This window comes from Paenibacillus sp. WC2504, from assembly GCF_052682475.1.
Window position 1 is genome coordinate 7,295,213 of sequence record NZ_JBQZFH010000001.1, and the last position, 21,193, is coordinate 7,316,405.

The 21,193-nt window shown below is 42.7% G+C and carries 23 protein-coding genes; 6 read left to right on the forward strand and 17 right to left on the reverse strand.

Going from position 1 to position 21,193, the window contains the following annotated elements:
• Positions 1-8: 8 nt before the first annotated feature.
• The 5 genes from ACUN27_RS33210 to ACUN27_RS33230 form a co-directional block, all read right to left on the reverse strand.
• A complete protein-coding gene (locus ACUN27_RS33210) occupies positions 9-1,007 on the reverse strand; it encodes a type I glyceraldehyde-3-phosphate dehydrogenase (RefSeq protein ID WP_315955885.1) in 999 nt (332 codons plus the stop codon).
• Between the two features lie 37 nt (positions 1,008-1,044).
• Positions 1,045-1,608, reverse strand: a complete 564-nt coding sequence (locus ACUN27_RS33215) for an NADPH-dependent FMN reductase (protein ID WP_326062816.1) — start codon at positions 1,606-1,608, stop codon at positions 1,045-1,047.
• A 163-nt stretch (positions 1,609-1,771) separates the two neighbouring features.
• Positions 1,772-1,996: a DUF896 domain-containing protein gene (locus ACUN27_RS33220; protein WP_315955887.1), complete on the reverse strand. Its 225-nt coding sequence runs from the start codon at positions 1,994-1,996 to the stop codon at positions 1,772-1,774.
• A gap of 520 nt (positions 1,997-2,516) precedes the next feature.
• Entirely contained in the window at positions 2,517-3,179 is a 663-nt protein-coding gene (gene lepB / locus ACUN27_RS33225) for a signal peptidase I (protein WP_326062815.1), read from the reverse strand.
• 270 nt (positions 3,180-3,449) lie between these two features.
• Complete coding sequence (locus ACUN27_RS33230; RefSeq protein ID WP_326062814.1) at positions 3,450-3,959, reverse strand: DUF6022 family protein; 510 nt, start codon at positions 3,957-3,959, stop codon at positions 3,450-3,452.
• 157 nt (positions 3,960-4,116) lie between these two features.
• Between ACUN27_RS33230 and ACUN27_RS33235 the strand changes: the two genes are divergently transcribed.
• The 3 genes from ACUN27_RS33235 (at position 4,117) to nagA (ending at position 7,155) form a co-directional block, all read left to right on the forward strand.
• Positions 4,117-4,818, forward strand: coding sequence for a MerR family DNA-binding transcriptional regulator (locus ACUN27_RS33235; protein ID WP_445560691.1), 702 nt, complete (start codon positions 4,117-4,119; stop codon positions 4,816-4,818).
• A gap of 407 nt (positions 4,819-5,225) precedes the next feature.
• Positions 5,226-6,020: a DeoR/GlpR family DNA-binding transcription regulator gene (locus ACUN27_RS33240; RefSeq protein WP_445560317.1), complete on the forward strand. Its 795-nt coding sequence runs from the start codon at positions 5,226-5,228 to the stop codon at positions 6,018-6,020.
• Positions 6,010-7,155 (forward strand): N-acetylglucosamine-6-phosphate deacetylase, encoded by a 1,146-nt coding sequence (gene nagA / locus ACUN27_RS33245; RefSeq protein ID WP_445560318.1) that lies wholly within the window; start codon positions 6,010-6,012, stop codon positions 7,153-7,155. Before ACUN27_RS33240 ends, nagA begins: the two co-directional genes overlap by 11 nt.
• A 128-nt stretch (positions 7,156-7,283) precedes the next feature.
• On the opposite strand, the gene ACUN27_RS33250 is transcribed toward nagA, so the two are convergent.
• Complete coding sequence (locus tag ACUN27_RS33250) at positions 7,284-7,865, reverse strand: TetR/AcrR family transcriptional regulator (protein ID WP_445560319.1); 582 nt, start codon at positions 7,863-7,865, stop codon at positions 7,284-7,286.
• 335 nt (positions 7,866-8,200) lie between these two features.
• Here ACUN27_RS33250 and ACUN27_RS33255 point away from each other — a divergent pair, with 335 nt between their 5' ends.
• On the forward strand, positions 8,201-9,355 hold the full coding sequence (locus tag ACUN27_RS33255) for an MFS transporter (RefSeq protein ID WP_445560692.1): 1,155 nt from the start codon (positions 8,201-8,203) through the stop codon (positions 9,353-9,355).
• A gap of 31 nt (positions 9,356-9,386) precedes the next feature.
• On the opposite strand, the gene ACUN27_RS33260 is transcribed toward ACUN27_RS33255, so the two are convergent.
• The 6 genes from ACUN27_RS33260 to ACUN27_RS33285 form a co-directional block, all read right to left on the reverse strand.
• Entirely contained in the window at positions 9,387-9,863 is a 477-nt protein-coding gene (locus ACUN27_RS33260) for a hypothetical protein (protein WP_315955894.1), read from the reverse strand.
• Positions 9,864-9,957: 94 nt separating this feature from the next.
• Positions 9,958-10,473, reverse strand: coding sequence for a GrpB family protein (locus ACUN27_RS33265; RefSeq protein WP_315955895.1), 516 nt, complete (start codon positions 10,471-10,473; stop codon positions 9,958-9,960).
• Positions 10,474-10,514: 41 nt separating this feature from the next.
• Positions 10,515-10,694 carry a Ger(x)C family spore germination C-terminal domain-containing protein gene (locus ACUN27_RS33270; protein ID WP_445560320.1) on the reverse strand — a complete coding sequence of 60 codons (180 nt, stop codon included), beginning with the start codon at positions 10,692-10,694 and terminating at the stop codon, positions 10,515-10,517.
• Positions 10,695-10,707: 13 nt separating this feature from the next.
• A complete protein-coding gene (locus ACUN27_RS33275) occupies positions 10,708-11,655 on the reverse strand; it encodes a Ger(x)C family spore germination protein (protein ID WP_445560321.1) in 948 nt (315 codons plus the stop codon).
• A complete protein-coding gene (locus ACUN27_RS33280; protein WP_315955897.1) occupies positions 11,652-12,749 on the reverse strand; it encodes a GerAB/ArcD/ProY family transporter in 1,098 nt (365 codons plus the stop codon). The genes ACUN27_RS33275 and ACUN27_RS33280 overlap by 4 nt, the downstream gene beginning before the upstream one ends.
• Positions 12,746-14,188, reverse strand: a complete 1,443-nt coding sequence (locus ACUN27_RS33285; protein WP_315955898.1) for a spore germination protein — start codon at positions 14,186-14,188, stop codon at positions 12,746-12,748. Before ACUN27_RS33285 ends, ACUN27_RS33280 begins: the two co-directional genes overlap by 4 nt.
• A 205-nt stretch (positions 14,189-14,393) precedes the next feature.
• Here ACUN27_RS33285 and ACUN27_RS33290 point away from each other — a divergent pair, with 205 nt between their 5' ends.
• Both ACUN27_RS33290 and map read left to right on the forward strand, forming a co-directional pair.
• The gene (locus ACUN27_RS33290) at positions 14,394-14,978 is read left to right on the forward strand and encodes a TetR/AcrR family transcriptional regulator (RefSeq protein WP_315955899.1); all 585 of its coding nucleotides are present in this window, start codon (positions 14,394-14,396) and stop codon (positions 14,976-14,978) included.
• 7 nt (positions 14,979-14,985) lie between these two features.
• Positions 14,986-15,732, forward strand: coding sequence for a type I methionyl aminopeptidase (gene map, locus ACUN27_RS33295; RefSeq protein ID WP_445560322.1), 747 nt, complete (start codon positions 14,986-14,988; stop codon positions 15,730-15,732).
• Between the two features lie 130 nt (positions 15,733-15,862).
• On the opposite strand, the gene ACUN27_RS33300 is transcribed toward map, so the two are convergent.
• From ACUN27_RS33300 to ACUN27_RS33320, 5 genes are all read right to left on the reverse strand, one after another.
• Complete coding sequence (locus ACUN27_RS33300; RefSeq protein ID WP_315955901.1) at positions 15,863-16,696, reverse strand: carbohydrate ABC transporter permease; 834 nt, start codon at positions 16,694-16,696, stop codon at positions 15,863-15,865.
• 19 nt (positions 16,697-16,715) lie between these two features.
• Positions 16,716-17,600 carry a carbohydrate ABC transporter permease gene (locus tag ACUN27_RS33305; protein WP_315955902.1) on the reverse strand — a complete coding sequence of 295 codons (885 nt, stop codon included), beginning with the start codon at positions 17,598-17,600 and terminating at the stop codon, positions 16,716-16,718.
• A gap of 95 nt (positions 17,601-17,695) precedes the next feature.
• A complete protein-coding gene (locus tag ACUN27_RS33310; RefSeq protein WP_315955903.1) occupies positions 17,696-19,138 on the reverse strand; it encodes an ABC transporter substrate-binding protein in 1,443 nt (480 codons plus the stop codon).
• Between the two features lie 241 nt (positions 19,139-19,379).
• A complete protein-coding gene (locus tag ACUN27_RS33315; protein ID WP_315955904.1) occupies positions 19,380-20,486 on the reverse strand; it encodes a GntR family transcriptional regulator in 1,107 nt (368 codons plus the stop codon).
• 110 nt (positions 20,487-20,596) lie between these two features.
• Positions 20,597-21,166, reverse strand: a complete 570-nt coding sequence (locus tag ACUN27_RS33320) for an NAD(P)H-dependent oxidoreductase (RefSeq protein ID WP_315955905.1) — start codon at positions 21,164-21,166, stop codon at positions 20,597-20,599.
• Between the last annotated feature and the right edge of the window lie 27 nt (positions 21,167-21,193).

The following is a 21,193-nucleotide window of genomic DNA, read 5'->3' on the forward strand; positions in this document are numbered from 1 at the left end:
CTAGCTTATCATTTTGCAACAAGATATGAGGCTACCTCAGCCAACCGTGAAGCATAACCCCATTCGTTGTCGTACCAAGTAGCGACAGACAATAGTTCACCTTGTACTTGGGTTAAAGGCAAGTCAATAATCGAAGAATGGGGATCAGCTACGATACGGGACGAGGCCCATTCCCCTTCCAGAACATCAAGAACTCCCTTTAATTCGCCTTCTCTTGCAGCTTCTCGAAACATATCGTTAATCTCTTGAACGGTGCACCGTTTTTCCGTTATTAAATTAAGTTCTGCGATACTCCCAGTACGGGTCGGAATCCGGTAGGCTTTGCCTGTGATTTGCAGGTCATTCCAAATGAATTTCAGAGCTTTGGCTGCACCTGAGGATGACGGAATGATGTTCTCGGCTGCCGCCCATGAATCCCGTCGGTCTTTCATCGGCTGATCCGTCAACGATTGCGTATTCGTATACGAGTGTATCGTGGAGAATAATCCGTATTGAATGCCATAGTTTTCTCTGACCAATTTGACTACCGGTGCAAGCGCATTGGTCGTGCAACTCGCCATGCTAATGATTTTATGCTTTTCCGGATCGAAGCTTTCTAAGTTAATTCCTTTAAGAAGTACTGCGTCGCAATCTTCTAAGGTTTTGCTCGGGCCGCTGACAAGCACCCTTTTGGCGCCTCGCTCCAAGTGCAGTTCAGCTACTGATCGCGTAACGGCTCGTCCGGTACAATCAATGACCAATTCCACGCCTAACTCACCCCAATTCGGCAATTCTGCGACCGAATTCAAATAACGAATTTCTCGGTCGCCGATTACGATTGCGCCTTCTTGAGCAGATACTTTCTCATGCCAACGTTTGTAATTTGTATCCACTTCAAAAAGTGCGGCAAGCGTAGCTTCGTCTTTAATATCCGAAATGGAAAAGGGGACAAACAAATTTTGTTGCAACGCCGCCCGAAGGAGCTGTCTTCCGATACGTCCAAATCCAAAAATCGCAATTTTACCCATAATAGCCTCCATATATATAGTTTAGTTATTATCTTCACTACTCATTAAGCCGTTGTACCTGATTAATCCATTGCACAAATGATTGAACATAACGCTGTAAATATTTGCGAGTCGTATCATCTGTGAGCTTACGAGTATTTGAATCAATCTTGTCCGTGATTTGAGAAATATACATTTTTTGAGCAGGCATCACATAGGACTGGATGGCATCCAACGTTTGTCTGATTTGCTGCTGCGAAAGAATCGTCCCTTTTGCGCCTGGTGTTGCGCCTATCACACCTGAAGGCTTATGAATTAAGACGGCTGTTTTGGTAGGTGTAGATGCCCAGTCCAGTGCATTTTTCAGTACTCCCGGTATCCCTGAGTTGTACTCCGGGCTAACTATAAGAATGCCATCCGTCTTCTGAATCGCCTCGCGATAATGTTTAACCGGACCTGGCCCTTCTCCTTGATCCAAATCCGCGTTATAGAGGGGAAGATTAGCAATCGATATGTTTTCATATTCCACGGAATCTACAAGTTCTGAAATCGAATTCGCAATCATCTGATTAAAAGAGTTTTCCCTCAAACTTCCTACAATAATCCCTATTCTTATTGACATCAGCCAACCTCCGGAATTCATTCTCATATAATCATACAATACTTTCCATATTAAGTGTGGGATAACTTTAGTTTAGGTGCCGCGGCTATATAACCAGTCTGGTTGCCAATCTCAAAACTATCTTAATTTACTTATTCTTAAATTTAAGATATTTGAGAAAAAATTATTGATCATTAGCTACTTTTTTATCAAGAAGTTTTTTAGGTGTAATATCGTTCCCTAATTCATCCATTACAGACACATTCAGAAGAGTTGTTAATAGTTGCCCGCGTAAAATCTGTAAATACTGCGTCCGAAGCGCTGCTTGTTCCGCTTCCTCAGTATCAGATAGACCTGAACTGTGCTCAATTCTACTCAGTTCATTAATACGGTTCAAAATTGGAATCATTCCCATTACCTCCTTGAAATCGATTAGACAATATCTTAAATTCGTTTATCTTAATATAAAGATATTATATATTAAGATAATTGTCAATAGCTTGCTTTCAATTAATTTGATTTCCGGTTCAGTGATCAAGATCAAAAGCTGTCTTTGATGTTATAGCGATCTAGTATCGATTCAAATTGTGTGCCGACTCCCGTTGTATTATGATTTAACTATATTTCTCCGTTTAGTGTTCCCATTTATTGAATCTACAACTTTTCCTGTTGTATCCAAGACCAAATTCGGTAAGACCCGAATAGTGCAATTAATCCAAGCCATTCTTAGTCCCATATTTGGTTTAGACATGCCCCACCTCCATCGTCGGTCGTTGATTAATTATACACTCCCAAGTATCGTAAGTTCCGTTATCTTCCCTTTAGCTCAACTAAAAAGCAGGGTCGCTGCGAGGACTGCTTGGGTTGTTCTAATCCAGCTATCGTTCTTTCGTTAGTTTAAACTTGATCAATGGTTTGGATTCTGAAAGCTATTCGTTACTAACATATCCCAATACCCTTCCATTGACATTGGAGAAAGGCAAAGAACCAAAAATTTGACTGTCAATACTTCTCCACCACGTATCACCCATAACAAAGAGATGCCCTTCAGGTACTCTAACCTTATTCATTTCCATGCTAAAGTATTCTTTCATGGTTTTTTGGCATGATTCATCGCATAGAGCTGAGCCTGGTTTGTTAACTGTCATAAAATACTCATTTTCTTCGAGCCCCCAACTCAGGGCCTTACCATAAAAGGTATCTAACCTTTTATCATTAACATAAACCTGACCTTTCTTTATTTCAATCACTTCGCCTGGAAGAGCAATAACCCTTGATATGTTAAACTCAGGCGGATTTAGCCGTGGATACTTGTTCGTATCAATTGCAGGAGTTTTATAATAAATTACATCACCGCGATTATATCCATTCTCCTTAAAATAATTCGGGTCAACAGCTATCTTCCCTTTGTCTTTGGAGATGTATTCTAAGTTGTGACGCGCCATTCCATCGTTATGATTTTCAATAGCAATTAGGCCCTGTTTCAATTCAACTCTCTTTGGCGACTCTAGAGTGATTGAGTCAGTAATGCTTTGTTCACTGCAGCCAAGAACAAACAGAAAAAAGAAAACAATGACTAATGACTTCTTCATTGGTATCCCCCCTAATTTAGATAATACTCAATTATGGAGGAGTTTCTCCAATAAATTCCAACAATCTTATGAAATTCCACTCATAATCAATGTTTACGTTAAAGGCTGCCATTTATATCGGCAGCCTGGTGTCGTTGTTCTATCGTTCCCCGTTAATTGAATGAAGTCGGGACGAACGACGAACGCCTGCCATCATTGTTTTAAAGGAGATGATGAAGAGGATTCCGTGTTGGTATCGTTTGAAATAAGTTCATTATTTCATTGACTGCTCTATTCTCCCGTTTTTAGCTCGGATTCTTTAATTTCCCTAACCCTTTGCACGATCTTATCCTTGAGAATCTCAGATAGTGAATAAACGACTGGTGCCGAAGGAATGTCGAATTTCAGATGGGAGTGAGGAATTTCCGTTAGCAAAGTACCTAACGGATTGCCTTGCCTGTCACGGACCACGTTCCAAAATATTCTCGATCTGTTATCTTCCGTACCCCATTTCTCAAGGGAGTTTCTGAAAATCAAGCACTTTGCGATGACGAAATCGTTCTCCTCAAGCTTCTCCATCGCACTATAACCGGCACTTTCCAATTGTTCAAATATAGCCGGCATCAGACCGTCCAAATAAAGGCCGTAAGCCGCATCTTCTATTTCCGCAAAAGCTGCCGTCAAGTCCTTATGCATCGCTTCGTACAAGGGCTTCCATTCGGACTCAATATAACGATTGGCCGCTTCACCCATTTCTTTTATTGTCATGTCTTGGCGGAAATTCGGAAACTGTTTATTCATACACTTTCGCCTCCTTTTCATCATTGCAAATAAATTGTACAACATACAAGCAAATTGAAAGGTTTATCGAATAATAAGAAGGAGAGTCTTATGAATTTCCAGAAAACCTTACAAGTAACTTTAATTCTGATTTTTTAGGGGAGATCACAATTTGAAAATGCGTCCCAAAAAAATGGCAGCAACATTCATGATTTGCCCCAGCACCTTACGTAACTATGAAGCCAATGGCCTCATCCCTCCTGCGGAAAGATCAGCAAACGGCTATCGTTTTTATTCGGACCTGCATGCAACTTACTTGGCATGTATTCAAGCCTTGGCCCCGGCATTCGGGATGGAAGTGACAACTGAGGTGCTTCATTATCTTCAGCGGGACAAGATACACAACGCTTTGTGGGCCATCAGGGAAAAGGAAGTCGTTTTATACGACGATAAAGAGAGATTGGAGAAGTTGATTGAGGATATTCGGCTACAAGCGAATGAAAATATATCTCCATATGCCAAAGAGCGCTTTACCATCAATGAAGTATCCGAGTTGACGAAAATACCTAAATCAACGATCCGTTATTGGGAAAAAGCAGGTTATGTAGCAGCAGACCGAGATCCTGAAAACCATTATCGTTGTTACGATGGAGGTCATCTGCAAAAAATGAGGTTGCTCCAAGTGCTGCAAAACTCCGTTTATTCAGAGGAAACCGTGAAATATAAGCAGTCGATTGCCGCCGCCGAACATGTGGATCTCCAAAGTATCATGAAGCTGGCCGAGAATATCCGGACTTACCTAGATAAGAGGATCGATTCTCAAATGTTTGGAATATCAAGGTTATACAAATTAATTCAATTGATAAAATCACCGATCTAACCCAGTCGGAAATCAAACATTAGTTATCCTCCCGTTAGTTTAATCCCTCCCCCCTTCCGCAGGCTTAACTAATAACTAGCAAGCTCATTAAATACACAAAATGTAATAAGCGTTCGCCCAGTTGGTTGGGCAGGATGGATCATGAAGATCAGCTTCTCCGATCTTTCCACCGACTCTTCAGACCTTTCGCCCAGTAGGTTCTATGGTTGCAGCATCAACCCATTCAGTCTTAACCTTATCTAGGTCAATAGCAACAACTCCATATCCTGATTATACGGCAATTACAAATTAAGCCTATCAATTGGCCAAATAAAACAGGAAAACTCCTTTAAATACTTAAATATACTTAAAAATTACTTTTATATACTTACGTTTTATGATAAAATCACTTATAAGAGGTGATAATAATGTATCAAGAAGAACGATTATTGAAAATACTCGACTATCTTAGTGAAAACCATGCAATGAGTGTTATGGATATCTGCTCTCTTCTAGATGTATCTAGGGATACGGCCCGCAGAGATATTGTTAAATTAGTACAAGAAGGGGTCGTTATTCGTACACATGGAGGCGTCGCTTTACCTCAATTGAAGAAGGAAATAGCCACCTATCAGGAACGTTTAATTGACGAAACAGACAGTAAAAATAAAATTGGGAAGATAGCAGCTAAACTAGTTCAAGATCGGGAAACAGTCATTTTAGACGTATCAACTACGGTACAGTCAGTAGCAGAACAAATTTCAGCTAAAAATATTACAGTTGTCACACATTCGATAGATATTGTAGGGACTCTCTCAGGACGGGAAGATCTGCAAGTATATGTGCTCGGTGGCTATTTACATACCAAAAATCGATTATTATATGGACCTTCCGTCATAGATAAGCTAAGAGAATTAAGAGCTGATAAGGCATTTATCGGAGCTACATCTATCCAAACTGATGGGCTTTACTTTCCTTACGAAGATGATGTATCTGTAAAAAAAGAGATGGCCCGCAGATCGGATCAGGTAATCGTCGTGGCTGATTTTACGAAGTTTACAAGCAAATCGGTTTATCGTTTAGATTTTGACTTTGTGGATATTTTGATTACCGATCAAGAGGTGCCTAACGAAATAAGAGAAGTACTCCATAATAAAAATATAGCGATTATTCAATGTGAAGAGAAAGACAAATACGAGGAGGATAACAAAGATGAGTCTTAAAATTTTGCACAACGTAAACGTGATTCAACCAGACGACCTTGTTCTACCTGCCACACTTTGGATAAGAAACGGAATTATTGAAAAGCTAGAGAATGGCCTTTCTTCTCTTCCGGAGGGCGAATATGAACTTATAGATGGCCAAGGACATTTATTGATACCTGGTATGATCGATGTGCATATCCACGGTGCTAACGGGTTCGATATGATGGATGGCAGTGTGGCGAGTATTCAGGAGGTTTCGCGTGCTTGTGCTGAAACGGGCTGCACCTCGTTTCTGGTTACCTCCGTTAGCTCTACAATTGAAGAATTACTAGCCATGATTCGTAGTGTGAAACGTGTAATCGGGCGTGAAGTCGGGGCCAAAATTGCTGGGCTTCATCTAGAGGGCCCTTACCTGAATCCGAAGCGCAAAGGTATGCAAAATGAACGGTTTTTACGACATCCGAATCTTACTGAAATGAAAGAAATCTTTAACGAAGCAGATGGACTGATTAAGATGGTTACAATAGCCCCAGAATTACCTGGCGGGATGGAGCTCATCTCTTTTCTGAAAGAAAATGGCGTCATAATTGCGGTTGCGCATTCGGATGCCACATACGAGGAAGCAAAACAAGCCTTTGAAGCCGGAGCGAGTCACGTTACGCATTGTTTCAATGGCATGCGTCCGATTCATCATCGTGATCCCGGTCTGGTTGTAGCCGCTTTTGAAGAAGAACATGTAAGCCTCCAAGCGATAGTGGATGGTATTCATTTGCATCCTGCGATCGTTAGAATGATGCATCGTCTGAAAGGACCAGATGGCATGGTACTTATCACAGATGCTTTGCAAGCCATGGGACTAGGTGATGGGAATTATGTGTTTGGTGGACATCATGTTACGGTTTCCGAGGGTGTAGCTCGACTAGAGGATGGGACTTTAGCCTCCAGTACGGTTACGATGAATGAGGCACTTCGTCTTACCGTAGAAACCGGCATTTCTTTAAAAGACGCGGTTCAAATGGCTTCAACCACACCTGCACGAATATTAAACCTTGATACCCTAGGCAGAATCTCCACGGGCTTTGACGCTGATCTTGTCTTGTTAAATGAACAATTCCAAGTGCGATGGACAATGATTAAGGGTCATATCATCTAATTGTTACCTTATTTAGGATAAGGTTCACCGTATTGTATCGAAGGATAAAGTTCGATTTGACCATGATAAATGGCACTGCTATCTCCACGATTGGTTTGCCTGTAATGGCACTCCCATATTTTTTGATTCTATCTTAACAATGTAAGTATTTCTTTTACAGAATTATCAACAAATACTCGATCAGGACGAGATTTCATGAACACAGTAAGTCCTATTAACGATACGACTAGTGTCTGCGCTAAACCCTTTGCGTTAATACCGCCATCAAGCTCACCTGAGCTCAAACCTCGTTCAATCGTTTCTTGGAATATTACCGAGAGATACATCTGATGTTCTCTTGTTAAGATTTCAAATTTCTCATCATGAGGCGCAAGTTCCACCATCGAATTGATGCAAAAGCATCCCCAGTTCGGACTTTTTTCATATTCTTTTGCCACCATATTTTCAAAAAAGGTACGGAATGCCTCTTTAACAGAAGAACTGTTTTGAAGATTGGTGCGAACATAGACAGCATGGGAACTCGTATATTTTCGCAACGCAGCTTCAAATAATCCTTTTTTGTCTCCAAAGGTGGCGTATATGCTTGGACGCTGAATGCCCATTCTTGATGTCAAATCGCTTAAAGAGGTAGCTTCGAACCCTTTTCCCCAAAATAGCAGCATAGCTGCATCCAATGCTTTTCCCTCATCAAATTCGCGTTGTCGAGCCATAGCAACCCCCTCTTTTCATATCGAACGGTATGTTATAATTTTATTATGTTAAGATTATCCTGTCAATATGATTAAGATTTTAGAGCTCTCACTCCATTCCATCTGTCCCTCCACAGTAATATCTTGACAGTTATCTTTTTTTAGAGTTATATTTGTCAGGCAACATTTCATACTGATCAGTATATTATAAATCAGATAAACATAAATTTAAGGGGGCGTTATATTTGGGGAAGCTTGTTGAAGAATCGAAAGTCCTTACCGCGGATTATACAAGTAAACACGTTGAACCAGCTCAAAAGGCGCTTATAGCAGCAGAATCAGCGCCCGCATCTTTAATGTCTCGCAATGTTGCACTCTTATTTGCGATCGCTTGCGGACTGGCAGTCGCCAACATATATTACGCGCAACCCTTGCTGGACGCTATTTCAATCGCGTTCGGTATTACTCATTCATCCGTCGGCATTGTTATTACAATTACTCAAGTTAGTTACGCACTTGGACTGTTATTGCTAGTGCCCCTCGGCGATTTATTAAATCGACGTTGGCTGATCGCTGGACAGATGCTAGTATCCGTGTTGGCTTTGATTGTGGTTGGTACCGCCCCCACAAGCATGGTGTTATTCATAGCCATAGCTGTGGTTGGATTGCTTGCCGTAGTGACACAGACGCTCGTTGCATTTGCGGCAACTTTGGCTGCCCCAGCCGAACGTGGGCGTGCCGTGGGTGTTGTGACAAGTGGAATCGTAATTGGTATTCTACTGGCGCGAACTTTCGCTGGCGTATTAACGGATTTAGCCGGTTGGCGTTCTGTCTACCTTCTCTCTGCGTTATTAACGCTAATCATGGCATGTGTATTGTTTAGGGTACTGCCGCATTATGAGCATAAAAGAGAATCATTATCCTACCTACAGTTGCTTCGCTCGCTGCTTACATTGTTCGCACAAGAAAGAATCCTGCGAATCCGTGCTGTACTAGCCTTGATGATTTTTGCCGCTTTCAGTATATTCTGGACTTCCCTAGTGCTGCCTCTCAGCGCTCCTCCGCTTTCTCTTTCGCATACTTCGATTGGAGCGTTTGGTCTCGCTGGAGTTGCTGGAGCGTTAGCAGCTGCGCGAGCAGGTCGTCTTGCCGATCGAGGTTTAGGGCAGAGGGCCACAGGCGTGGCATTGATTCTGTTGCTTATATCATGGTTGCCAATCAGTTATACGCAACATTCGCTTCTGGCATTAGTCGTCGGTATTGTCCTTCTTGACCTGGCAGTACAAGCCGTACATGTCACCAACCAAAGCATGATCCTTACTTTGCGCCCTGAGGCACGCAGTAGGCTTACTGCTGGTTACATGATTTTCTATTCCATTGGTAGCGCCACCGGGTCAATCGCATCTACCAGTATCTATGTTTACTCAGGCTGGAACGGAGTGTGCTTGTTAGGTGCAATTGTCAGTGCTTTAGCTCTTCTATTCTGGGTAGTGACCCGTCACCTTAAATAATAAAATTCGGGCTCGGTATGTTTGAAGGGCTTCAACTCTTTTTAAGATGATTAAAAATTAGTTTTTCTACAAGATGAAATAGTATTCCAGAGATTATTCCTACTACTAATCCTGTAAAGATATACGTTCCTAAAAAATTTTGACTAGACCCTGGTACTCCTCCGATCAAAAGTCCGAAAAAGAATCCAGTAAGTTTATATTCACTTGAATTACCTTTACGCACGATTACATCGTAATTGTATGCATGCCAGATAGCAAAGCTATAAACTGCTGGGAAAAATATGGATGGGTTTTCTGCAAAAATCGAATTTGCCTTTTGAAAATTTCCTGCAAAGGCATAAAAAATACAGTTATTCAGATTTGAGAAAATCATGAATATTCCAGTATAGACCATAAATAAGATTCCTATAATTTTGTTGCCTAAATAAAGATGACCTAAGCCTGGCATAGCAATAGACCAAAGCAATGCAAAAATTTCACTTCTATGAGTAGCTTGTTCATTGATCATTTGTATTGGCATCCTTCCCAATTTTCTCAGTTATAGAATACCCAAAATAACCCTGATAAATGTAACCAGGGCTTGGGATAAGGTTTTTAAGCTCCTATCCAATATTTTTCTTAGCTTGTTCGAGTAAATTGGATACATAATTGGCTTTTTCGTCCGAATAAGACAGCAGGGTAGTATATCCTTTTTCAATTGCGTCAAGTTTTCTTTCACAATATTGCTTGGCTACATGTGGGTTTTCTCGCAAGTAATTTCTTATGAGAAGATTATTTACCCATTGCTCGCTATTCCAAATGACGACAGCAAGATTATAGGCATTTTCTTGGCGTTTTCGAAAATACAGCCTTCCCTTAACACCAGCTTCTCCGAACCCTTCATATCCAAGTTGTGTTAGTTTATTAGTTACGGAATTGCTCAACTCAAGAGTTTTCACGCCTATCAAAACATCAATAATTGGTTTTGCAAACATACCGTGTACCGAGGTACTGCCGAAATGCTGTATGTCGATCGCATGATCTCCGAAAGCTTTAATAAGATTTATTTTTTCGTTTTGAAATAAGGCAATCCACTTTTCATCATAAGGAATTACACGAATAATCTCATCAATTCCCATCCCCTATATCACTCCCTCTATTTGGTCTAGTTTTAAATGTATCATTCAATCCCTGTATTCAAAATCCTAACTTCAAACTGTGGTTCGATCAACAAGCGAGAATAAACCTTTCTCCATTCCAACGTTTTCCATAGAGCTGGTTGAAATGCTTTTAACTCCTTTCCGATGCCAAGAACATCCGAGTTCGCCTCTTGTATTTTTTTTATCGCATTGGTTGCCAATTCATTTAAATGATTACCTTAGTGCTTTTTCCATTTCATTGACGTATTCAGTCTTAAGACCAGAAAGCTCTTCTCCAAGTTCGGTTGCATATATATTCATTTTTACCTTAATCGTAATATCCGGAAGTCCACTCAACTGTTGATGTGCGATGATTTTGCTGTTTATTTTCTTGATAAAAAAAGCGTAATCCTTGTCATCCAAGTGACCCGTCCTTGCAACCCGCCCATAGTTGAATTTGGATGAAAATCCCTTTAATTTCTGCACAGCATTCCCGTTCCCTACGAGAAACATTATGCTTTGAACTTGTTCATTATTAAGCCTAATACCTGTGCTTTCGCTCTGACGAAATAATAAAGCTCCATTTAATTCCATCCGAGAATTGACATGTTTGATTACAGGTAATGCAAAATCATTTAATGGCTCTTCCTTAGATAAAAGAAAATCCATCATCGTAACGTTGGGAACAATACCGTAGGTTTCTAAAGATTTCACAAAATCATTTAACAGTTTTGTTTTATCCGTGATGGTGCTGCTATTAAACTGTTTGAAAAATGGCGAATCTTGATCGTCAAAAATGACTACCGGCGAATTAATGGTTGTAAATGGCGTATCCAGCAAAAAGGAAAGCTCACGAACTGGTTGATGTGCTGCAAAACTTTCGCTTAATAAAAACAATCTTGTATTAATCCCAATAAAGGGACCCTGTTCTTTATATAACCCCTTCCCAACCGCTCCGATTACCTTTGAATCTGAAATCTCTGTTGATTCCGAAACAGAAATACCGCTTCCTTGCCCAGCCCTACTTAATTTGGTTACAACAAAGTTCAGCAATACTTTGCTGCTCTTCTCATCATAATCGATCCCTGCTATATCAACTATTTTAAGGTTGCGCAGCGGTAATCGGTCCCAGCAACCGGTTAGAAGTAACAAGATCACCATGCTTCCTACAACCCTCTTCATCTTGCCCCCACCTTCCCCCGAGTTATCGAAATTAACAGAAGGAGTGACGGTATGATGGCAATAACGATAAGTGTAGCAAAACTATGATAGTTGGAAAATTGAAAAATAACTTTGCGGTCTGATCCAAATAGACCTAATCCGAAACAAAAGATCCCTAATAACCAGACGATGACCGCGTGGTTCCCCTTCTCTTTTCCAAAAGTAAAAGAAATGTATCGGGCTGCCAAAAACAAATAGACATAGGCTGTTACAGTCGTAACCGAAAGCCAAATTGTCATGAATACGATATCTAAACTTTGCACGACAGGCCATTTAAATTGGCGGAGTATAAAGACCATGGGCTCAGGGATTACTCTAAGCTGATTTTCACTGAAATTAAACGTTACAATTATGGAGATTAACATATAAAAGAGAGTGGTACATCCATTAGCGGCAGTCATTACAAGAAAGACATCTTTCTTTTTTCGGTAACTTAAGGTTGGAAAGACATACAGAAGAAGCTCATAACCAGCATATGCCCAAAAGGCTGGCAGAGCATCCTTCATGATGGCTCCCATCCCATGACTTCCGATTGGAAAAAAATGACGAATGTCCCCTTTTCCTATTCCACTGATAAAAATGATGACCATGGCAATAAAAAACATAATCATGATGTTCTGTGTAATTACAGCAATAGACCGGAGTGAAGAAGAAGCGATGAACGCAGCGATTCCGACTGCGATCCCAACTAGAACTAACCAGGGCGTTCTAATCAATACCCATCTGCTTAACACATCAGAATAAGAAACAATGACCATTAGACTGGACTCGGCACAATATAACCCTATGACCATATTCAGAATAGATCCCATTACCTTGCCAACAATGTTATTCATATATTGAGGCAACGCCCGATCGGCGTATCTCGCACTAAGGCAATAGATAATTGTGATAATCGCTTGCGCAATAACTCCTCCGATGAATACAGATATCCATGAGTCATAACCTGAGTGTTTGGACTCTGCAAAGGGAATTGATAAGACGGATACACCTACTTGAGTTAAAATAATGAGATTAAAAAGCTGTGTTAAAGAAAGCTTCTTAAGGTGAATCATTCATTTTTACCCCTCTGCACTCGGATTCTCGTTTTATCTTTGGACAAGCTTTCTTTCGTACGTTCCCTTAGACTCTTAATAGGTCCTCGGAAAAAGGTATCCATAATTGTACTTTTGTTGAATCCACTATAAAAGTAGGGGAGTCCCATTGTGTTTAAACGCGCTAAATGCGTCAGCACAATTAGGTAAGATAATTCTAAGCCAATTAATCCAAAGGTTGCGGCCATTAGAATGATAGGAAATGACAATAAACGTGCGGCACTGCTCATTTCATAAGACGGAATACTAAAGGACGCAACAGCCGTAAAGGCAACGATGATGACCATCATGGTGGAAACCAGATTTGACTGAACAACAACAGTTCCGATGACTATACCGCCAACAACACCAATGGTTTGGCCTATAGGACTTGCTAATCGTACAGTCGCTTCTCTTAATATTTCGAGCGTGACCAACATGAATATCGCTTCGAGTACCGGAGGCATGGCAACGTATTGCATAGAGCTTTGAAGAGTTAATGAAATTTCAAAAGGAAGCATACGTGGATCAAATGTGACTAACGCAACATACATGCCAGGCAAGCTCATTGCAATAATAAAGCTTAATATGCGAAGAAACCTGAAAGCACTGCCAAGTAACCAACCTATTTGATAATCATCAGGGGATTGCAAGAATGCCCAGAAGGAGACGGGAGCAATAATGCAATCCGGCGAACCATCGGTTAAGATCCCTATTTTTCCATTCATTAAATATGATCTAACACGATCTGGTCTCTCCGTAATCATCAATTGTGGAAACAGGGAGAATTTCCGATCCTCAATAAGTTCTTGAATAAAGCCTGGTGCTTCAACATAATCGATGTCGATAAGGCCAATTCTACGCTCAAACTCTTGGATCACTTGTTCGTTAGCAAGCTCTTGCAAGTACAGTAAGGCGACTTTCGTATTCGATCGTCTGCCAAGACAATAGTATTTGACGACGAGATCTGGTGTGACAATCATTTTGCGCAGCAAATTAATATTTGTATTCACATTTTCGATCAACGCTTCATTAGATCCGCGCAGTACTCGTTCATTTACGGGCAGGTTAACGGCGCGCTCTTTTTTCGCTTCCGTTCCAAGTAAGTAAAGCTTCACTTCTCCATCGACTTGAAGCACCGTTTTACCTTCCACAAGTGCATTCACCGCATCACTCAGTAACTCCGTCTCCTTAAATTCCAAGACAGACACAGTTTCACGAAGATTGAGGACTCCCGTTTGCTGAAGCAAGGGTCGAATGACGTGCTCCTGCACCACTGCAAGTTCAATCATTGTATCCAAATAAAAGAGCCGATAACTACAGTTACCGATTTGAAATGTACTCGATTTAAAGTCAGCGCTATTGAAAAGCATATTTTGCAGCAACTTTTCGTTGACGTTTAGAGATGGATCGACTTTCATTTGAGCTCCCTCTCTTCTTTGAATGGAAAGTTTCGGTTATTTTTCCCTTTTGCCGCTTCTTATATTCCAATTTTTAGTAAGAAGAAATTGAACGTCAAACTAAATCTTAATAATGACATGACATATCTTTTGCATTTCTCCTCCCCATGCGTTACTATTTTTATATCGACAAATTTGCAGGTCTATATAAGGAGGTTAGCACGTTATGTGCCCCCGCACCAAAGAACAAAATGAGCTCATACGCATACAGCGCAAAGAACAGATCCTGGACGTCGCCGCGCTCTCCTACTTTCGCACGGGCGGCAGCTTTGATATTCGCGACGTCGCCCGCGAGGCTGGCCTTGGTTACGGGACCGTATACCATTATTACCCCAACCGGCATTTATTAATAGAAGATGTGTTAGAAAGCGGCTTCGAGCGGTGCGAGCAAGTGATCGCAAAATGGGCGTCCACCAGCGGCGGCCCCTGGGATGACAGCCAGTTGTTGACGTACTGTAAAACGCTGCTTCAGCTGTGGCAGTCAGATGCCCGCGCATATCTCGTCTACAAAATGGCGGCGGAACATTATGCAGGCTTGCCTGAAAGGGATCGACAACACGCCAAAAGAAAATTTATGGAACGGCTGTATGTTCCACTCCAAGCGATCGCCCAGTGCGAAGACGACAGCCTCGATCATATGCTCGCCGTGCTGGTCGGTTGCTGTGGACTGCACTACTATGCGGGCAATTCCAACCTGGACGTCGATCGAATCGCCCGAATCGCTATGCAAGCTATTACAAAGGAGTCCTGATACGAACATGGTTATTTTAAAAAGCAAGCATGAAATTGAGGCTATCCGTAAGGCATGCCAAGTGGTGGCTGAATGCCATCGTACAATCGCTCCGCTTATCAAACCGGGTATTACCACCAATGAGATTGATCGCAGATTCGAGGACATTATGTTGAAGCACGGTGCAAAGCCATACCAGAAAGGCTATAAGGGCTATTCCTATGCGACCTGTGCCTCCGCCAACGATGTGATCGCACATGGCTTCCCTAGCAATAAGCCACTTGAGGAAGGCGATATCGTGACGATCGACACGGTCGCTGAGCTCGATGGCTGGCTAGGCGATTCGGCCTGGAGTTATGCGGTCGGACAGATCTCGCCGACGGCCGAGAAGTTGATGCGTGTCACGAAGGAATGTCTTGATCTGGGCATCGGGCAGGCGCGGATCGGCAATCGACTCGGCGACGTGACGAGCGCGATTCAGCGGCATGCGGAGTCACACGGTTTCGGCGTCGTACGCGACCTTCTCGCCCATGGCATCGGCCGCGATCTGCACGAGGAGCCGACTTATATGCATGTCGGCAAGCCTGGAAAAGGCCTTCGTATCAAGGAAGGTATGGTGTTCACGATTGAGCCCATGATTACCGAAGGCAGCTACTTCATGACAATCGATCCGGACGGCTGGACCGCACGGACGATAGATAACAAGCTCGCTGCCCAATACGAGCATACGATCGCCATCACGGCCGAAGGTCCACAAATTTTGACCGCGCAATAGAAAAGTTAGAGGTCGACCAACGAAATCGCCGACTTCTAAATACAGGAAAAACCCTCACCTCTAATAGGTAAGGGTTTTTCCTGTTGCATCTTATTTTCAGTCCGTTCACATATCGATCTTCGTAATCACGCTACCCTTTAGTCCCGCCTTGGAGGCCGAAACCTTTGGACATAAATTGCTGAGAGAGAATATACATGATAACGGACGGAATGGCATAGAGCGTAGAAAACGCTGCTAATTTACCATAACTCACCATGCCGTACTGCCCGAAGAATTGGTATAGCTTGAGCGCCGCCGGGAACTTCTCAGGCGTACTTAAGAGAATGTAGGGAACGAAAAAGTTGCCCCAACTACCGGAGAAGGTAAAGATAGCAACCGTGCATATGCCCGGAATCATCAATGGAGTGACGATCCTGCGGATGCCTGCTAGAATGGATGCACCATCCACCCATGCCGCTTCTTCTAACTCGTTCGGTACGGAATCCATAAAATTTTTGAGCATCCAGATGCCATAAGGCATCGCAGAGGCGACTTTAAAAAGAATGACACCGAAGATATTGTCATAAAGCTTTAATGTCAAAAACAATTGATACACAGGGACCATAACGGCTGTGATTGGCAGCGAAGTCATAAATAAGATGGTCAACATGAACGGCTTCTTATACTTCAATTGATATCTAGACAGTGGATAAGCCGCTAGCAGACCTATTAGAACAACAATCAAAGCTTGACCGACCGAAATGAAGAGTCCTATTAGAAATGCGCGCTGGTTGGCGCTACTAGTGATCACGTCGATATAGTTGCCTGCTGTCAAAGAGCTTGGGACCTTGAGCGATTGCATCGCGTTAGGATCCACGGAGGCAACTAGCACCCATAAGAGTGGTAGTAGGAAACAAATGCCGATAAAGGTGAGGGCTGCGTAGGGCAAGGTGCGATAAACGACTTTACGGTAGATCTCAGTCATACCAACTCTCCTTGTGGTTTTACTCTTTTAAAGTGCGAATATAGAACAAACTCAACACAATACCCAGAAGCAAGAGCAATAAAGAAATGGCCGTACCGTAACCGAGCTGATAGTTAATGAAGGCCTGGTTATACATAAAGATAGGTAATGTCGTTGTTGCTGTGCCTGGTCCCCCGCCGGTCATCGCATAGATGAGGCCAAAAACGCCTAGGGTCTGTAAAGTAACCAGCATCGCATTGGTAGTAATCGTTCCTTTGATATAAGGAAGAATAATAGAAGTTAAAATTTTCCACCGTGATGCTCCATCGACAAGGGCCGCTTCCTCGATTTCTTTCGGCACATCGTCAAGTGCTGCTTGAAACACAAGCATAGAGAAGGCTGTTCCATGCCAGACGTTCGCTAAAATAATTGTGAGCATCGGAACGGTGTATAGCCAAGTGACCGTCGGAATGCCTAGTGTACTTAGAATGGCGTTTAACGTACCCTCGTCGCCGAAAAAGCTGTAGAGACATAATGCGCAAACAATTTCAGGTGTGACCCAACCTGCGAGAACGACAGTTCCAATCACACGCCGGAACGTTTTATTTTTACGTTTCATCAAGATTGCGATCAAAAATCCCAGCACTTGTTGACCGATGACAGCTGAGCCGATCAGGAAAACTAATGTGTTCCAGATACTGACTCTAACCGTTGGATCCGCGAACATGCGGACATAGTTGTCAAAACCAACAAATTTCAGCTGTTTGGCCGATTCTCCGGTCAATGCCAAGTTCGTAAATGAGTAGAAAAACGTTAGCAAGATCGGATAGATGAAGAAAACTAGCATAACGGCCAACGAAGGAAATAAAAAATACAACCATGTGTACGTCTTTCTCGAGGTTATCGGGATTGCCGAACTGCTCATCATAGTTCTCTCCTTTCTCCTTGGTGATGTAGGCAACCCAAGCTTGCCCTGACCCCCGTATTCTGAGAATAGGGCGCCAGGGCAAGGTGTTGCCATTACTTCACGCTGACTTTATCCTCTCCAACAATGCGCGTTACGTCTTGTTGATACTTCTTCATCGCATCGGCAGGTGAGGTGCCTGTCGCCACAGACTCAACCATAGCCTGAATTTGTGTGGATACTTCTGGATATTTATCACGAGCAGGTCGGAACTCCGCATTTTTCAAATAATCCGTAGCAATGGCATTAAACGGCATTTGCGTATAACCCGGATCTTTGGCAACGTCGGCCCGAACTGTAATGTTACCGCTTGCAATTACAAGTTTTTGCGTGTTTTCTTTGTTAAGGGCATATTTGATGAAGTCCCAAGCTTCGTCTTTATGCTGCGCGTTAGCAGGAACAGACAGCGCCCATCCGCCGGCTAAAGTAATGGAACCTGGAGCTTGACCTTTACTTGTCGGCATTGGAGCAAAGCCCAGCACGTCTTTATACTCCGGCCATGGAGCTGCACCATTCGGCAGATAGTTGCCTGCAATCCAGGAACCGTCCAAGGAGATGCCGAGTTTACCCTTTGGCAAATATTCACGAGCAGAGGAGTTGCCCGCTTGGCCATTCAATACTTTGGAAAGAGGAGGGCCAAGTTTCTCTTTGTTAATGGTATCGACGAATGAAAGCGCATCCATAATACCTTGACTTTTAACGGTCCACTTCGAAGTCGCATCATCATAAAGTCTTTCGCCTGTTCCATAAAGCAGCATTTCGTAAGTTTGCATGGAAGTCGCTTCGCCCGTTGCTTTACCCATGTTCATCCAGAAAGGTACAACGTCCTTGGCTGCTTTTTCCTTGATTGTTCTTGCTGCGCTCAAGACTTCATCCCACGTTTTTGGTTTCCAATCTTCAGGCAGTCCAGCTTGTTTGAAAATTTGCTTGTTGTACCAGAGTCCCCGGGAGTCCGTGTTATACGGTACGCCGTAAATTTTACCGTCGGCGGCTGTTACCCCTTTTTTCATCGCTTCGATGAAGGAACCATTTGTCCAGTCGGCCCAGCTTTTTACTTTGTCATCCAAAGGAGACAAGAGGCCGGCACTGGCATCGGAGTTTAACATGAAGGTGTCTTCTGTAACGATATCCGGTGCTGTGTCTTTCGATTTGAGGGCTAGCGCAATTTTCGCGAAGTAATCGCCTTCAGAAGCCTGGATCGGCGTCTGCTTGATGATGACATCTTTGTTCGGATAGCTGGCAGCCGCATCTTTAAACCATTTGTAAAGCGTTCCGTTCTCACCAGTACCATCGTCTCTATATGTGATGGTGATGGTTTTTTTTGCAGCATCGGGTGCTTTCGTTTCCTTTGCTGCAGCTGTAGCTGCACTAGTTGCTGCCGGGGCCGTTGTACTGGCTGTGGTGTTTGTCGTTTCAGTCCCCTTCGAACAGCCGAATAACACAGTTGCACACAAGACACAGGTGGAGATGGATAACATTTTCTTATTGCTCCGATACATACTGTTACCTCCTTCAGAAAAGCAAGAATAGTATGACACTTCCTGATACAAACAAGCCGGTAAATGTGTTTGTATACTAAGTATAATAATATGGCCAAATCTACCATGTCCACTACGATTTTGCGACATGCTTGTACAAAATTTTACTTTTTCGACGGTAGTAGACAGCATCAGGGAAACTAGAAAATAAAAAACCATGGAATTTATATTCCACGGTTTCTCTGTTCATAAATTTTACTTGCTATTCTTTCACAATCATCCTATGTTCGACAATTCTTTGTTCAGTGACAACTTCTCCATATAACTGCGAGATTAACAAGTCCACCGCTTCCTCACCCATCCGTTTCTCATCTTGTTGAATGTGAGTGAAAATCGGCTTTCCCATAAAATCTTTTAATGAGTCGAAGCAGACGATATCGTAGGTCTCCAACATCTTTCCTTGTGCGTTAATGGCTTGAGCCAACATGGTGGCGACCAGATATTCCGAAACAACAAACGCTTTTACATGGCTGTTTTGTTCTAAAAAGCTTTTGAGCGTCTCTAAATCCTCTGCCCATGAACCTGAACGGGTGCCTGTAATATTCGTTAAACAATAGTCCTGATCTAACTTCAACCCTTCCCGGGTAAAAGCCAACGTGTATCCGAGAAGCCTGTCTTCCAGCGCTGACGTATTTTCAACCGGCGGGGATAAATAGCCGATGTTTTGATGGCCTTTCCCGATCAAATGAAGCGTAAGATCTTCCGCCGCTTTTCTGTTATCCGTGTAAACGGAACATACCGGAATTCCTTTCAAATACCGATCGACCAATACAACAGGAAACTTGCCCCAGACTAGACGAATGAGTTCCGCATTATAATGCGTGCCATGGACGGGGGTCACGATTAATCCTTTGACACCTAGGCCGACAAAAAGTTGGATCGCATGCTCTTCTTCTTCTTTGCTCCCGCCGGTCCTCTTGATGATGAAATCACAACCATGCCGTGCGCTCTGCTTTTCCATGGATTGAAGGAGCTTCAAACCATATTCATCCGAAAAACCTGGAATAATTAATCCAATGAGGGGTCTTTCTTGAGCAGCATTCTCCGCACTCGTTCTTTCCTCCGATTGGCGCATTTGCTCCAAACCCGAAGTATAACCATTCGCCACAAACGACCCTTTTCCCTGGATACGTTTGATAACACCCGCTTCTGCCAACCTTTCGAGCGCCTTTTTGGAAGTAATGCGGCTAACACCAAATTGTTCGGCTAATTCTTTTTCGGATGAAACACGATCACCAGTCTTTAATTTCCCCTGTTGAATCTCATGAACGATATGCGTATACAACTGTTTGTATAAATGCGTTTCCATCTTATTCACCCTAACGCTTTATGTTGATATACTTAATATATCATTTCATGGATGAATATCAATTCTAATCTATTATCCAACGGTCAAAATGAAAAAACAGCTGAACATAATCAGCTGCCTTGTCTAGAAAGGTGCTCCTTACCGGTTAAGAAGATTTTTGTCATATTTGCCACGCGTGTACCTAAAGATTCACCTAGTAGGATACCTTTGTCATATAGTGAATGACTAAGCTCATCTTCGGTATCTTCATCCGGAGATGTAACCCCTATTCCATAATAGCTGCCGTAAAAAGCATTCCCCGGAATACTAGCGGGTAATCCAACAACCATCATGCCTTGATGCAACATCGGTGTAATCAAGTTAAGCAGAGTCGCCTCGATGCCACCATGTACGGTCGCTGTTGTACAGAATACGGCACCGATTTTATCAACTAGATTTCCTTCTGCCCATAACGAACCGAGCTTATCAATCCAAGCCTTTAAGCCCGAACTAATCGTGCCAAAGTGTCCGGGGCATCCCCAGATAATAGCATCCATCTGCGCAAGATCTCTGATATTTGCGTTATTGACATGATGGATAAAAACCTCTGTCCCTTCTACATTTTTAGCACCTTTTGCAATGGATCGAGCAAGCTTTTCTGTATGCCCAACCTCGCTATCATAAACGATATAAATCTTCATCGTATGCCCTCCTACGTATAGTAGTCT

Excerpts from the sequence above, each read along its gene's own strand:
- ACUN27_RS33210 (WP_315955885.1), bottom strand. The coding sequence starts at position 1,007 with ATGGGTAAAATTGCGATTTTTGGATTTGGACGTATCGGAAGACAGCTC.
- ACUN27_RS33215 (WP_326062816.1), bottom strand. The coding sequence starts at position 1,608 with ATGTCAATAAGAATAGGGATTATTGTAGGAAGTTTGAGGGAAAACTCT.
- ACUN27_RS33220 (WP_315955887.1), bottom strand. The coding sequence starts at position 1,996 with ATGATTCCAATTTTGAACCGTATTAATGAACTGAGTAGAATTGAGCAC.
- lepB (WP_326062815.1), bottom strand. The coding sequence starts at position 3,179 with ATGAAGAAGTCATTAGTCATTGTTTTCTTTTTTCTGTTTGTTCTTGGC.
- ACUN27_RS33230 (WP_326062814.1), bottom strand. The coding sequence starts at position 3,959 with ATGAATAAACAGTTTCCGAATTTCCGCCAAGACATGACAATAAAAGAA.
- ACUN27_RS33235 (WP_445560691.1), top strand. The coding sequence starts at position 4,117 with ATGCGTCCCAAAAAAATGGCAGCAACATTCATGATTTGCCCCAGCACC.
- ACUN27_RS33240 (WP_445560317.1), top strand. The coding sequence starts at position 5,226 with ATGTATCAAGAAGAACGATTATTGAAAATACTCGACTATCTTAGTGAA.
- nagA (WP_445560318.1), top strand. The coding sequence starts at position 6,010 with ATGAGTCTTAAAATTTTGCACAACGTAAACGTGATTCAACCAGACGAC.
- ACUN27_RS33250 (WP_445560319.1), bottom strand. The coding sequence starts at position 7,865 with ATGGCTCGACAACGCGAATTTGATGAGGGAAAAGCATTGGATGCAGCT.
- ACUN27_RS33255 (WP_445560692.1), top strand. The coding sequence starts at position 8,201 with ATGTCTCGCAATGTTGCACTCTTATTTGCGATCGCTTGCGGACTGGCA.
- ACUN27_RS33260 (WP_315955894.1), bottom strand. The coding sequence starts at position 9,863 with ATGATCAATGAACAAGCTACTCATAGAAGTGAAATTTTTGCATTGCTT.
- ACUN27_RS33265 (WP_315955895.1), bottom strand. The coding sequence starts at position 10,473 with ATGGGAATTGATGAGATTATTCGTGTAATTCCTTATGATGAAAAGTGG.
- ACUN27_RS33275 (WP_445560321.1), bottom strand. The coding sequence starts at position 11,655 with ATGAAGAGGGTTGTAGGAAGCATGGTGATCTTGTTACTTCTAACCGGT.
- ACUN27_RS33280 (WP_315955897.1), bottom strand. The coding sequence starts at position 12,749 with ATGATTCACCTTAAGAAGCTTTCTTTAACACAGCTTTTTAATCTCATT.
- ACUN27_RS33285 (WP_315955898.1), bottom strand. The coding sequence starts at position 14,188 with ATGAAAGTCGATCCATCTCTAAACGTCAACGAAAAGTTGCTGCAAAAT.
- ACUN27_RS33290 (WP_315955899.1), top strand. The coding sequence starts at position 14,394 with ATGTGCCCCCGCACCAAAGAACAAAATGAGCTCATACGCATACAGCGC.
- map (WP_445560322.1), top strand. The coding sequence starts at position 14,986 with ATGGTTATTTTAAAAAGCAAGCATGAAATTGAGGCTATCCGTAAGGCA.
- ACUN27_RS33300 (WP_315955901.1), bottom strand. The coding sequence starts at position 16,696 with ATGACTGAGATCTACCGTAAAGTCGTTTATCGCACCTTGCCCTACGCA.
- ACUN27_RS33305 (WP_315955902.1), bottom strand. The coding sequence starts at position 17,600 with ATGAGCAGTTCGGCAATCCCGATAACCTCGAGAAAGACGTACACATGG.
- ACUN27_RS33310 (WP_315955903.1), bottom strand. The coding sequence starts at position 19,138 with ATGTATCGGAGCAATAAGAAAATGTTATCCATCTCCACCTGTGTCTTG.
- ACUN27_RS33315 (WP_315955904.1), bottom strand. The coding sequence starts at position 20,486 with ATGGAAACGCATTTATACAAACAGTTGTATACGCATATCGTTCATGAG.
- ACUN27_RS33320 (WP_315955905.1), bottom strand. The coding sequence starts at position 21,166 with ATGAAGATTTATATCGTTTATGATAGCGAGGTTGGGCATACAGAAAAG.